The organism is Mesorhizobium sp. M1217, from assembly GCF_040318275.1.
In the GTDB taxonomy this organism is placed as follows: Bacteria; Pseudomonadota; Alphaproteobacteria; order Rhizobiales; family Rhizobiaceae; genus Mesorhizobium.
Genome location: NZ_JAMYMA010000017.1, coordinates 106,847 through 118,621 on the forward strand (window position 1 = coordinate 106,847; position 11,775 = coordinate 118,621).

The following is an 11,775-nucleotide window of genomic DNA, read 5'->3' on the forward strand; positions in this document are numbered from 1 at the left end:
GAACGAGCAATGCTTCAGGACAGAGACCGCATCTTCAACAATATCTACGGCCGCTTCGACAAGTCGCTGGCCGGCGCCATGGCGCGCGGTGCCTGGGACAACACGCCCGGCATCATCGCCAAGGGGCGCGAGTGGATCGTCAATGAGATGAAGGCCAGCGGCCTGCGCGGACGTGGCGGCGCGGGCTTCCCGACCGGGCTGAAATGGTCGTTCATGCCCAAGCAAAGCGACGGCCGGCCGAGCTATCTCGTCGTCAATGCCGACGAGTCCGAGCCCGGCACCTGCAAGGACCGCGACATACTGCGCCACGACCCGCACACGCTGGTCGAAGGCTGCCTGCTTGCGGGCTTCGCCATGGGCGCGGTCGCCGCCTACATCTATGTGCGCGGCGAGTTCATCCGCGAGCGCGAGGCGCTGCAACGCGCCATCGACGAGGCCTATGCGGCCAAGCTGATCGGCAAGAACAACACCTCCGGCTATGATTTCGACATCTACATGCATCATGGCGCCGGCGCCTATATCTGCGGCGAGGAAACGGCGCTGCTCGAAAGCCTCGAGGGCAAGAAGGGCCAGCCACGGCTTAAGCCGCCATTTCCGGCCAATGTCGGCCTCTATGGCTGCCCGACGACGGTCAACAATGTCGAGTCCATCGCTGTCGCGCCGACCATCCTGCGCCGCGGTGCCGCCTGGTTCTCGTCCTTCGGCCGGCCCAACAATGTCGGCACCAAGCTGTTCTGCATCTCCGGCCACGTCAACAATCCGTGCACCGTCGAAGAGGCGATGTCGATCCCGTTCCGCGAGCTGATCGAGACGCATTGCGGCGGCATTCGTGGCGGCTGGGATAATCTGCTGGCGGTCATTCCGGGCGGAGCGTCGGTGCCGCTGGTGCCGGCCGAGCAGATCATCGACGCGCCGATGGATTTCGACGCGCTGCGCGACCTGAAATCGGGCCTCGGCACGGCAGCTGTCATCGTCATGGACAAATCGACCGATATCGTGAAAGCGATCGCGCGGCTTTCCTATTTCTACAAGCACGAAAGCTGCGGCCAGTGCACGCCCTGCCGTGAGGGCACCGGCTGGATGTGGCGGGTGATGGAACGGCTGGTGCGCGGCGAGGCGCAGAAGCGCGAGATCGACATGCTGCTCGATGTGACCAAGCAGGTCGAGGGCCACACGATCTGTGCGCTTGGCGACGCGGCGGCATGGCCGATCCAGGGCCTGATGCGACATTTCCGCGGCGAGGTGGAGCGGCGCATCGACGAGTTTTCGCGCAACGCACACCCCGCCGAACCGGTGCTGGCGGCGGCAGAATAGAAGAATTCAAAAATGCGGGCGAATGTCCGAGACGAGGAAACGAGCGCGGGCAGACGGAAACGACCAGGAGACCACCTATGTCGCTGTTTTCGACACCCGACGATTTTACGCCCGATATGGACCCGTTGTTGAAGATGAACCAGGATCTGACCAGGATGATGCCGAAGGAGATGGCCAATGCCGTCAATCTCCTGGCGCATCCTGTCGCGAGTGCGGCGGCGATGGCGGCACTCGGCATCGGTCTTGCCAACCACGCCTTTGGCATCTGGATGGGCGTGCTTTCGGGCGCGGCCGAAACTTCGCAGCGGCTTTGGCAGCCGGTCGCCGAGGATTTCGAAGCCAGGACGGAACGCTTTTCCGCGACCGGCAAAAGCTCCTCGACAAAGGCGCGCGCAGCGACCAAAACCCTGATTGCCGAGGCGCAGTCCTTCGCCAATGACGTGACCGACATTGCGACGAGCACCGCGGCGCGGAGCTTGGCGAATGCGAGCACCGTTGCAGCGGATGCCTCGGCCGGGCTGATGCCGGAAGATTTCAAGCAGCCCAAAGCGATGGACCGGCCAGCTGAGCCGGCCGACCTCAAGGCGATATCGGGCATCGGGCCGAAACTGGAAAAGGTGCTGAACGGCCTTGGCATCTGGACATACGCCCAGATCGCCGCGTGGACGCCGCAAGAGATCGCCTGGGTCGAAGATTACCTGTCGTTGAAGGGCCGCATCGGCCGTGACGGCTGGATCGGTCAGGCGGCCGCGTTGGCCGGGGTCAAAAAGTGAATTCAATATCGTGCGCGGTCTCGGCTGCGTCCGGAAGGAAAGATTGCGGAACGTCCGCAGGGGTTTGAGGCGAAATGGCAAAGCTCAAGGTCGACGGGAAAGAGATCACTGTACCCGACCATTACACGCTGCTGCAGGCGGCCGAGGACGCCGGCGCGGAAGTTCCGCGCTTTTGCTTCCACGAGCGGCTGTCGATCGCCGGCAATTGCCGCATGTGCCTGATCGAGGTCAAGGGCGGGCCGCCCAAGCCGCAGGCGTCTTGCGCCATGGGCGTGCGCGACCTGCGCCCCGGCCCGAACGGCGAGCCGCCGGAAATCTTCACCAACACGCCGATGGTCAAGAAGGCGCGCGAAGGCGTGATGGAATTCCTGCTGATCAACCATCCGCTGGATTGCCCGATCTGCGATCAGGGCGGCGAGTGCGACCTGCAGGACCAGGCGATGGCGTTCGGCGTCGATTCCTCGCGCTACCACGAGAACAAGCGGGCGGTCGAAGACAAGTATATCGGGCCGCTGGTCAAGACGATCATGAACCGCTGCATCCATTGCACGCGCTGCGTCCGCTTCACCACCGAGATTGCCGGCATATCGGAACTCGGTCTGATCGGCCGCGGCGAGGATGCCGAGATCACCACCTATCTCGAAAGCGCGATGACTTCGGAACTGCAGGGCAATGTCATCGACCTTTGCCCGGTCGGTGCGCTGACTTCCAAACCCTACGCCTTCCAGGCACGGCCGTGGGAACTGACCAAGACCGAATCCATCGACGTCATGGACGCCGTCGGCTCGGCGATCCGCGTCGATAGCCGAGGCCGCGAAGTGATGCGCATCCTGCCGCGTACCAACGAGGCGGTGAACGAGGAATGGATTTCCGACAAGACCCGCTTCATTTGGGACGGCTTGCGCACGCAGCGCCTCGACCGGCCCTATGTGCGCAAGGACGGCAGACTGGCCCCCGCAAGCTGGGCCGAGGCTTTTGCCGCGATCAAGGAAGCGGTGTCGAATGCCGCACCCGAAAAGATCGGTGCCATTGCCGGCGATCTTGCCGCCGTCGAGGAGATCTACGCGCTGAAGCTTCTGATGGCTTCGCTTGGCTCGAAGAACACCGACTGCCGCCAGGACGGTGCCGCACTCGATCCGTCGCTCGGCCGGGCGAGCTATGTCTTCAACCCGACCATCGAAGGCATCGAACAGGCCGATGCGGTGCTGATCATCGGCGCCAATCCGCGCTTCGAGGCGTCCTTGCTCAACGCCCGCATCCGCAAGCGCTGGCGGGCCGGCAATCTGCCGGTCGGCGTCATCGGCGATGTCGGCGATACGCGCTATGATTACGAGCAACTCGGCGCCGGGCCGGAATCGCTGAAGGATCTTGCCGATGGCAACGGCAAATTCTTTCAACTGCTGAAGAAGGCGACGCATCCGCTGATCATCGTCGGCCAGGGTGCGCTGGCGCGTCCGGACGGCGCGGCCGTGCTCGGCCAGGCGGCGAAGCTCGCCGTCGCCGTCAACGCCGCAAGGGCCGACTGGAACGGCTTTGCCGTACTGCACACCGCGGCGGCGCGGGTCGGCGGCCTCGATGTCGGCTTTGTGCCGGGCGAGGGCGGCAGGAACGTCGCCGGCATGCTGGGCGAGACCGATGTGCTGTTCCTGCTCGGCGCCGACGAAATCGACATGGCCAAGACCGGCGGCGCTTTCGTCGTCTATATCGGCACGCATGGCGACAAGGGCGCGCATCGCGCCAACGTCATCCTGCCGGGTGCCGCCTATACCGAGAAGTCGGGCACCTTCGTCAACACCGAAGGCCGCGTGCAGCAGACCAACCGGGCCGGCTTCGCGCCCGGCGAGGCGCGCGAGGACTGGGCGATCCTTCGGGCACTGTCGGATGTGCTCGGCAAGAAGCTGCCGTTCGATTCGCTGCCGCAATTGCGCGCTAGGCTCTATGCGGAATACCCGCATCTTGCCCGCATCGACCATGTCGCGGCCGGCGACCCGGCCGACATCGCCAGGGTGGCCAAGCTCGGCGGGCGGCTGAACAAGGGCACCTTCACCTCGCCGGTCAAGGATTTCTACCTGACCAACCCGATCGCGCGGGCTTCCGCGGTGATGGCCGAGTGCTCGGCTTTGGCGAAGAACGGCTTCAGGCAGGCGGCGGAGTAGACATGGACACCTTCTTCTCCTTCTACGTGCTGCCGGCGCTGCTGATCCTTTTGAAGTCGGTCGTGCTGATCGTCGTTCTGTTGATCTTCGTCGCCTATGTGCTTTACGCCGACCGCAAGATCTGGGCGGCGGTGCAATTGCGCCGCGGACCGAACGTCGTCGGCCCATGGGGCACGCTGCAGGCCTTCGCTGACCTTTTGAAATTCGTCTTCAAGGAGCCGGTGATTCCGTCCGGCGCCAACAAGGGCGTTTTCCTGCTGGCGCCGCTGGTGTCGGCGGTGCTTGCGATCTCAGCCTGGGCGGTGATCCCGGTCAATGAGGGCTGGGCCATCGCCAACGTCAATGTCGGCATCCTCTACGTCTTCGCCATCTCCTCGCTCGAGGTCTATGGCGTGATCATGGGCGGCTGGGCGTCCAATTCGAAATACCCGTTCCTCGGTGCGCTGCGCTCGGCGGCGCAGATGGTGTCCTACGAAGTCTCCATCGGTTTCGTCATCGTCACCGTGCTGCTTTGCGTCGGCTCGCTCAACCTGACCGATATCGTTTTGTCGCAGCAGGATGGGCTGGGCACGAGGATCGGCCTGCCCAATACCTTCCTCGACTGGCATTGGCTGTCCCTGTTTCCGATGTTCATCGTCTTCTTCATCTCGGCGCTGGCGGAAACCAACCGTCCGCCCTTCGACCTCGTGGAAGCCGAATCGGAACTCGTCGCCGGCCATATGGTCGAATATTCCTCGACGCCGTTCCTGTTGTTCTTCCTGGGCGAATATGTCGCCGTCGTCCTGATGTGCGCACTGGCCACCATCCTGTTCCTTGGCGGCTGGCTGCCGCCCTTCAATTTCGCGCCGTTCACCTGGGTGCCGGGGCTGATCTGGTTCGTGCTCAAGGTCTGCCTGGTGTTCTTCATGTTCTCGATGGTGAAGGCGTTCGTGCCGCGCTATCGCTACGACCAGCTGATGCGGCTCGGCTGGAAGGTCTTCCTGCCGATCTCGCTGTTCATGGTGGTCGCCACCGCCGCCTTCCTCAAGATCACGGGGTTTGCCTGATGTCAGCATTGTCCCAGGCCGCCAAGTCACTGCTATTGCAGGATTTCGTCAGTGCTTTCTTCCTGTCGATGCGCCAGTTCTTCGCGCCGAAGGAGACGATCAATTATCCGCATGAGAAGGGGCCGGTCAGCCCGCGCTTCCGTGGCGAACATGCGCTGCGCCGCTATCCGAACGGCGAGGAACGTTGCATCGCCTGCAAATTGTGCGAGGCGATCTGCCCGGCGCAGGCCATTACCATCGAAGCCGGCCCGCGCCGCAATGACGGCACGCGGCGCACCGTGCGCTACGACATCGACATGGTGAAATGCATTTATTGCGGCTTCTGCCAGGAAGCCTGCCCGGTCGACGCTATCGTCGAGGGGCCGAATTTCGAATTCGCGACGGAGACGCGCGAGGAGCTTTATTACGACAAGGACAGGCTTCTGGCCAATGGCGACCGCTGGGAGCGTGAGCTGGCGCGCAACATCTCGCTGGATGCGCCTTACCGCTGATATTTGACGCATGGACGGGGCGAGGGGCCTCGTTTAAGGAACACGCAACTTGCCGACCGGAGGCGGTGGCAAAAAACAGGACGAACGTCCTGTTCGGACAGGAAACCCGGGGGAACCCATGCTGAGTGGACTAGAGGCGGCCTTTTTCTACCTCTTCGCCTTTGTCGCGGTGGCGTCGGCGTTCATGGTCGTTTCGGCGCGCAATCCCGTGCATTCGGTGCTGTTCCTGATCCTGACCTTCTTCAACGCCGCCGGCCTGTTCATGCTGACCGGCGCCGAGTTCCTGGCGATGATCCTGCTCGTCGTCTATGTCGGCGCGGTCATGGTGCTGTTCCTGTTCGTCGTCATGATGCTCGACGTCGATTTCGCTGAAATGAAGGAAGGCGCGCTGCAATATGCACCGATCGGCGCGCTGGTCGGGCTGATCCTCGCGGCGGAGCTGATCGTCGTGCTCGGCGGCTATACATTCGCGCCGAAACTGGCGGCGACGGTCGCGAAACCCATCCCGGACCTGGCCGCGCGCTCCAATACGGCAGCGCTCGGCGACATCCTCTATACGGATTACCTCTATTACTTCCAGGTGGCGGGGCTGGTGCTGCTGGTCGCCATGATCGGCGCCATCGTGCTGACGCTGCGCCACAAGCCGGGCGTCAAGCGGCAGTCGATCGCCGCCCAGGTCGGCCGCACGCCGGCAACCGGAGTGGAAATCCGCAAGGTCAAGACGGGCGAAGGAGTCTGAGATGGTCGTCGGCATCGCGCACTACCTGACCGTATCGGCGATCCTGTTCACGCTTGGCGTGTTCGGCATCTTCCTGAACCGTAGGAACGTCATCGTCATCCTGATGTCGATCGAGTTGATCCTGCTTGCGGTCAACATCAATTTCGTCGCCTTTTCGGCGGCGCTCGGCGATCTGGTCGGCCAGGTGTTCGCACTGTTCGTGCTGACCGTCGCGGCGGCCGAGGCGGCGATCGGCCTTGCCATTCTCGTCGTCTTCTTCCGCAACCGCGGCTCGATCGCGGTCGAAGACGTGAACATGATGAAGGGTTGACGGAACCACCATGTATCAGGCCATCGTCTTCCTTCCGCTGCTCGGCTTCCTGATCGTCGGCCTGTTCGGCACCTCGCTCGGCGCCAAGGCTTCCGAATACATCACCTCAGGCTTCCTGGTGATCGCGGCTGTGCTGTCGTGGGTTGCCTTCTTCTCGGTCGGCTTCGGCGGCGGCGAGGTGTTCACCGTGCCGGTGATGCGCTGGATCCAGTCGGGCGGCCTCGAAGCGTCGTGGGCGCTGCGGATCGACACGCTGACCGTAGTGATGCTGGTCGTCGTCAATACGGTGTCGGCGCTGGTCCATATCTACTCGATCGGCTACATGCATCACGACCCGGACCGGCCCCGCTTCTTCGCTTATCTGTCGCTGTTCACCTTCGCCATGCTGATGCTGGTGACGGCCGACAACCTCGTGCAGATGTTCTTCGGCTGGGAAGGTGTCGGTCTGGCCTCCTATCTGCTGATCGGCTTCTGGTACAAGAAGCCGTCGGCCAATGCGGCTGCGATCAAGGCCTTCGTCGTCAACCGCGTCGGCGATTTCGGCTTCGCGCTTGGCATATTCGGCGTGTTCGTGCTTTTCGGCTCGGTCAATCTCGGCACCATCTTCGCCAATGCGGCGACGTTCATTCCGGCCGAAGGCGCGCAGCAGGGTCCGGCCGTACTGACCTTCCTCGGCTATGCGCTTGATAAGCAAGCCGCGATGACAGTCGTCTGCCTGCTCCTGTTCATGGGCGCCATGGGCAAGTCGGCGCAGGTGCCGCTGCACACCTGGCTGCCGGATGCCATGGAAGGCCCGACGCCGGTCTCGGCGCTGATCCATGCCGCCACCATGGTGACGGCAGGCGTGTTCATGCTGGCGCGGCTGTCGCCGCTGTTCGAGCTGTCGCATTCGGCGCTGACCGTGGTCACCTTCATCGGCGCCTTCACCGCCTTCTTCGCGGCGACAGTTGGCCTCGTCCAGAACGACATCAAGCGTGTCATCGCCTATTCGACCTGTTCGCAGCTCGGCTACATGTTCGTGGCGCTCGGCGTCGGCGCCTATGGCGCGGCGATCTTCCATCTGTTCACGCACGCCTTCTTCAAGGCGCTACTGTTCCTCGGCTCGGGTTCGGTCATCCACGCCGTCTCCGACGAGCAGGACATGCGCAAGATGGGCGGCCTGAGGACGCTCATCCCGACGACCTACTGGATGATGGTGATCGGCACGTTGGCGCTGACCGGCGTCGGCATCCCGGTGACGATCATCGGCACGGCCGGTTTCTTCTCCAAGGACGCCATCATCGAAGCCGCTTTTGCCAGCCACAATGCGGTCGCCGGGTTTGCCTTCATATTGCTGGTCGTTGCCGCCTGCTTCACCTCCTTCTATTCCTGGCGGCTGATCTTCATGACCTTCCATGGCGAGCCGCGGGCCAGCCATGAGGTGATGCACCATGTCCATGAATCGCCGCCGGTCATGCTGGTGCCGCTGTTCATCCTGGCGGCAGGCGCCCTGTTCGCCGGCGTGATCTTCCACGGCGCCTTCATCGGCGAGGGCTATGCCGAATTCTGGAAGATGTCGCTGTTCACGCTGCCTGACAACCACATCCTGCACGAGATCCACGAACTGCCGCTTTGGGTCGAGCTCGCGCCGTTCATCGCCATGCTGATCGGCTTTGCGATAGCCTGGCAATTCTACATTCGCGCGCCGGAAATGCCTCGGAGCGTCGCGGCCAACCATCGCCTGCTCTACGCCTTCCTGCTCAACAAATGGTATTTCGACGAGCTCTACGACTTCCTATTCGTGCGGCCGGCAAAGCGCCTCGGCAGCTTCCTGTGGAAGACCGGCGACGGCACTATCATCGACGGGCTCGGGCCGGACGGCATCTCGGCGCGCGTCGTCGACGTCACCAACCGCGTCGTCAAGCTGCAGACCGGCTATCTCTATCACTATGCCTTCGCCATGCTGATCGGCGTTGCCGCACTCGTCACCTGGATGATGCTCTGATGACCGCCTGGCCGATCCTATCGCTGGTCACCTTCCTGCCGCTGGTTGGTGTTCTGCTCATCCTTTTCGTGCGTGACGACAGCGACAATGCGCGCCGCAACATCCGCGCCATTGCGCTGTTCACGACCGCGTTCACCTTCGTGGTTTCGCTGTTCATCTGGACCGGCTTCGACAATTCGCAGCCCGGCTTCCAGTTCGTCGAGAAGTTTGCCTGGCTGGATTCCGGCATCTCCTACCATATGGGCGTAGACGGCATCTCCATGCTGTTCGTCATCCTGACCACCTTCCTGATGCCGCTCTGCATCCTCGCTTCTTGGGAATCGATCGAGAAGCGCGTCAAGGCTTACATGATCGCCTTCCTGCTGCTCGAGACGCTGATGATCGGCGTGTTCTGTGCGCTCGACATCGTCTTGTTCTACGTCTTCTTCGAAGCCGGCCTGATCCCGATGTTCATCATCATAGGCGTGTGGGGCGGCAAGCGGCGCGTCTATGCCTCGTTCAAGTTCTTCCTCTATACGCTGGCCGGCTCGGTGCTGATGCTGCTCGCCATCATGGCGATGTTCTTCCAGTCCGGCACCACCGACATCCCGACGCTTCTGACCCACAACTTCCCGGCCAATATGCAGACCTGGCTATGGCTCGCCTTCTTCGCTTCCTTTGCGGTGAAGATGCCGATGTGGCCGGTGCATACCTGGCTGCCGGACGCCCATGTCGAAGCGCCGACGGCCGGCTCGGTGATCCTGGCCGCCATCCTGCTCAAGATGGGCGGCTACGGCTTCCTGCGTTTTTCGCTGCCGATGTTTCCGATCGCATCCGAAATGTTCGCGCCGCTGATCTTCACGCTATCCGTCGTCGCCATCATCTACACCTCGCTGGTGGCGCTGATGCAGGAGGACATGAAGAAGCTGATCGCCTATTCGTCGGTCGCTCACATGGGCTTCGTTACCATGGGCATCTTCGCGATGAACCAGGAAGGCGTCCAGGGCTCGATCTTCCAGATGCTTTCGCACGGCCTGGTCTCAGGCGCGCTGTTCCTCTGCGTCGGCGTCGTCTACGACCGCATGCACACGCGTGACATCGACGCCTATGGCGGGTTGGTCAACAACATGCCGAAATATGCAACCGTGTTCATGATCTTCACCATGGCCAATATCGGTCTGCCCGGCACCAGCGGCTTCGTCGGCGAGTTCCTGACCATGCTCGGCGTGTTCCGGGTCAACACCTGGGTGGCGTTCTTCGCCGCCACCGGCGTCATCCTGTCGGCGGCCTATGCGCTCTGGCTCTACCGCAAGGTGATCTTCGGCGCATTGACCAAGGAAAGCCTGAAAGGCCTGCTGGACCTGTCGACACGCGAGAAGGTGATCATCTATCCGCTGGTCGCGCTGGTCATCTTCTTCGGCGTCTATCCGGCGCCGATCTTCGACGCGACGGCCGAATCGGTCAAGGCGCTCGTCACCAATGTCACTGCATCCATCGGCGCCGCGCAGACCGCGGCGGCGAACTGACTGGGGTTTTGCGAACCATGACGCCGGACCTTCTCTCCAGCCTGTCGCTCTCGACGCCAGAGCTGATCCTCGCCATCGGCGCCTTGGCGCTGTTGATGCTCGGCGCCTATTCGCGCGCCAACACCACCGTCACAGTGAGCGGCCTTGCCGTCGCCGTGCTGGTGATCGCCGGCGCCTGGCTGATCTTTTCCCCGGGGCAGGGCAACGCCTATGGCGAAGCCTTCATCCAGGATCCGTTCGCCCGCTTCATGAAGGTGTTGGCGCTAATCGGCTCGGCGGTGACGCTGGTCATGTCGGTCCGCTTTGCCCAGGCGGAGCATTTCGACAAGTTCGAATATCCGGTGCTGATCCTGCTCTGCACGCTCGGCATGATGCTGATGATCTCGGCCAACGGCATGATCGGGCTCTATCTCGGCCTCGAGCTGCAGTCGCTGGCGATCTACGTGCTGGCGGCGATCAACCGCGACAATCTGCGTTCGACCGAGGCCGGTCTGAAGTATTTCGTCCTTGGCGCGCTGTCTTCGGGCATGCTGCTTTACGGCATCTCGCTGGTCTACGGCTACACCGGCAACACCGGCTTCCAGGAGATCGCCGCGGCGCTGAGCGGCGGCGAGCGCCAGCTCGGCCTCGTCTTCGGCCTGGTTTTCGTGCTGGCCGGCCTTGCCTTCAAGATCTCGGCGGTGCCGTTCCATATGTGGACGCCCGACGTCTATGAAGGTGCGCCGACGCCGGTGACGGCTTTTCTGGCGGCGGCACCCAAAATGGCGGCGATGGCGCTGATGGTGCGCGTCACCATGGGCGCCTTCAAGCCGATCGCCGCCGACTGGCAGCAGATCATCGTCTTCATCTCGATCGCGTCGATGGCGCTCGGCGCCTTTGCGGCGATCGGCCAGACCAACATCAAGCGGCTGATGGCCTATTCCTCCATCGGCCATATGGGCTATGCGCTGGTCGGCCTTGCCGCCAACAGCCAGGACGGCGTGCGCGGCGTCGCCATCTACATGCTGATCTACCTGGTGATGACGCTCGGCACCTTCGCCTTCATCCTCGCCATGCGGCGCAAGGAGGGCAATGTCGAGCAGATCAGCGATCTCGCCGGCCTGTCGGCGACCAACCCGATCATGGCGACGATCCTCACCATCCTGATGTTCTCGCTGGCCGGTATCCCGCCGCTCGCCGGCTTCTGGGGAAAATGGTACGTGTTCCTTGCCGCCATCAATGCCAATCTCTACGCGCTGGCGATCATCGGCGTGCTGGCCTCGGTGGTGGGCGCCTATTATTATCTGCGCATCATCAAGATCATGTGGTTCGACGAACCGGTCGGCGGCTTTGTTCCGATGGCGACCGAACTGCGCGTCGTGCTCGGCGTCTGCGGCGCCTTCGTGCTGTTCTATGTGCTGATCGGCGGCCCGATCGGAACCTACGCCGCTGCCGCAGCCAAGACCTTCTTCTGACGG

At 62.8% G+C, this 11,775-nt stretch carries 10 protein-coding genes; all 10 read left to right on the plus strand.

Features of this window, described 5'->3' with window-relative positions; all coding sequences use genetic code 11:
- Positions 1-9 precede the first annotated feature (9 nt).
- Positions 10-1,314, plus strand: a complete 1,305-nt coding sequence (gene nuoF, locus NKH37_RS25565) for an NADH-quinone oxidoreductase subunit NuoF (RefSeq protein ID WP_353003309.1) — start codon at positions 10-12, stop codon at positions 1,312-1,314.
- A 77-nt stretch (positions 1,315-1,391) separates the two neighbouring features.
- Positions 1,392-2,087 carry a helix-hairpin-helix domain-containing protein gene (locus tag NKH37_RS25570; protein ID WP_352483048.1) on the plus strand — a complete coding sequence of 232 codons (696 nt, stop codon included), beginning with the start codon at positions 1,392-1,394 and terminating at the stop codon, positions 2,085-2,087.
- A gap of 74 nt (positions 2,088-2,161) precedes the next feature.
- Positions 2,162-4,243 carry an NADH-quinone oxidoreductase subunit NuoG gene (gene nuoG / locus NKH37_RS25575; protein ID WP_352483050.1) on the plus strand — a complete coding sequence of 694 codons (2,082 nt, stop codon included), beginning with the start codon at positions 2,162-2,164 and terminating at the stop codon, positions 4,241-4,243.
- 2 nt (positions 4,244-4,245) lie between these two features.
- Entirely contained in the window at positions 4,246-5,289 is a 1,044-nt protein-coding gene (gene nuoH / locus NKH37_RS25580) for an NADH-quinone oxidoreductase subunit NuoH (RefSeq protein ID WP_352483051.1), read from the plus strand.
- Positions 5,289-5,780 carry an NADH-quinone oxidoreductase subunit NuoI gene (nuoI, locus tag NKH37_RS25585; RefSeq protein ID WP_023676622.1) on the plus strand — a complete coding sequence of 164 codons (492 nt, stop codon included), beginning with the start codon at positions 5,289-5,291 and terminating at the stop codon, positions 5,778-5,780. Before nuoH ends, nuoI begins: the two co-directional genes overlap by 1 nt.
- Before the next feature lie 118 nt (positions 5,781-5,898).
- Positions 5,899-6,519, plus strand: coding sequence for an NADH-quinone oxidoreductase subunit J (locus tag NKH37_RS25590; RefSeq protein WP_353003308.1), 621 nt, complete (start codon positions 5,899-5,901; stop codon positions 6,517-6,519).
- A 1-nt stretch (position 6,520) separates the two neighbouring features.
- Complete coding sequence (gene nuoK, locus NKH37_RS25595; RefSeq protein WP_023676620.1) at positions 6,521-6,829, plus strand: NADH-quinone oxidoreductase subunit NuoK; 309 nt, start codon at positions 6,521-6,523, stop codon at positions 6,827-6,829.
- A gap of 10 nt (positions 6,830-6,839) precedes the next feature.
- Positions 6,840-8,813 (plus strand): NADH-quinone oxidoreductase subunit L, encoded by a 1,974-nt coding sequence (gene nuoL, locus NKH37_RS25600; protein ID WP_352861437.1) that lies wholly within the window; start codon positions 6,840-6,842, stop codon positions 8,811-8,813.
- Positions 8,813-10,318, plus strand: a complete 1,506-nt coding sequence (locus tag NKH37_RS25605) for an NADH-quinone oxidoreductase subunit M (protein ID WP_353041679.1) — start codon at positions 8,813-8,815, stop codon at positions 10,316-10,318. The genes nuoL and NKH37_RS25605 overlap by 1 nt, the downstream gene beginning before the upstream one ends.
- Positions 10,319-10,335: 17 nt before the next feature.
- Positions 10,336-11,772 carry an NADH-quinone oxidoreductase subunit NuoN gene (nuoN, locus tag NKH37_RS25610; RefSeq protein ID WP_352998845.1) on the plus strand — a complete coding sequence of 479 codons (1,437 nt, stop codon included), beginning with the start codon at positions 10,336-10,338 and terminating at the stop codon, positions 11,770-11,772.
- Positions 11,773-11,775 lie beyond the last annotated feature (3 nt).

Bases quoted from the DNA above. Each gene is read 5' to 3' on its own strand.
- NKH37_RS25570 (WP_352483048.1), top strand. From the start codon at position 1,392: ATGTCGCTGTTTTCGACACCCGACGATTTTACGCCCGATATGGACCCG.
- nuoI (WP_023676622.1), top strand. From the start codon at position 5,289: ATGTCAGCATTGTCCCAGGCCGCCAAGTCACTGCTATTGCAGGATTTC.
- nuoG (WP_352483050.1), top strand. From the start codon at position 2,162: ATGGCAAAGCTCAAGGTCGACGGGAAAGAGATCACTGTACCCGACCAT.
- NKH37_RS25590 (WP_353003308.1), top strand. From the start codon at position 5,899: ATGCTGAGTGGACTAGAGGCGGCCTTTTTCTACCTCTTCGCCTTTGTC.
- nuoK (WP_023676620.1), top strand. From the start codon at position 6,521: ATGGTCGTCGGCATCGCGCACTACCTGACCGTATCGGCGATCCTGTTC.
- nuoH (WP_352483051.1), top strand. From the start codon at position 4,246: ATGGACACCTTCTTCTCCTTCTACGTGCTGCCGGCGCTGCTGATCCTT.
- nuoL (WP_352861437.1), top strand. From the start codon at position 6,840: ATGTATCAGGCCATCGTCTTCCTTCCGCTGCTCGGCTTCCTGATCGTC.
- NKH37_RS25605 (WP_353041679.1), top strand. From the start codon at position 8,813: ATGACCGCCTGGCCGATCCTATCGCTGGTCACCTTCCTGCCGCTGGTT.
- nuoN (WP_352998845.1), top strand. From the start codon at position 10,336: ATGACGCCGGACCTTCTCTCCAGCCTGTCGCTCTCGACGCCAGAGCTG.
- nuoF (WP_353003309.1), top strand. From the start codon at position 10: ATGCTTCAGGACAGAGACCGCATCTTCAACAATATCTACGGCCGCTTC.